Below are 593 nucleotides of genomic sequence, written 5' to 3'. Positions count from 1 at the left end.
CTTAATCTTATTGAATCGTATATATTGCAAACGCAAAACTTAGGGTACGCTAATGCAAGACTTCGATGACCTAGATTCCTACTTGGCTGCTTCCTCCGGCGATGAGGATCTTGCGTTCCTGCCCGTGCCCCTCGTGGCCGACTACCTCGGCATCAGCTCGCCAGCCGTCACCGCACGGCTCAAGAGCGGCTCCCTCGAAGAGGTCCGTATTGGCAAGCAGCGGTTCGTCTCGCGCCGGAGCCTCGTGGCCCTGCGGACTGCGGACCAAGACATGATCCAGCGCACGGAGGCCTTCCTCCTGGACCTCGCCGCTAAGGGGGAGGCCCGCGTGTTCTACGACCCGGTCATGTCGAACGCAGGCCTGCGATGGCAGGTGCCGGCGCACCGCGACAAGATCGGCTGGGTTCTAGGTGCGGTCTCGGAGCGCAGCTTCGAAAACCACGGCGTGCTCCTCTCGGTCCTCGTCCACAAGAAGACCCCGGGCGATACGCTCCCGAGCGGCGGCTTCTTCAACCTTGCGGGGCATCTCGGCTTCGACGTGGAGGACCGGCACGCCTTCGTCGCCCGCGAGACTCGCAAGGTCTTGAGGAAAT

1 protein-coding gene is annotated in these 593 nt (G+C 62.2%); it reads left to right on the top strand.

Going from position 1 to position 593, the window contains the following annotated elements:
- Positions 1-52 precede the first annotated feature (52 nt).
- A partial coding sequence (locus tag CK240_RS17780; RefSeq protein ID WP_135058955.1) for a MerR family transcriptional regulator occupies positions 53-593 on the top strand: 541 nt, incomplete at its 3' end.

Source organism: Paracoccus salipaludis (assembly GCF_002287065.1).
Classification (GTDB): Bacteria; Pseudomonadota; Alphaproteobacteria; order Rhodobacterales; family Rhodobacteraceae; genus Paracoccus; species Paracoccus salipaludis.
This window is presented reverse-complemented; position numbering and strand designations above follow the sequence as displayed.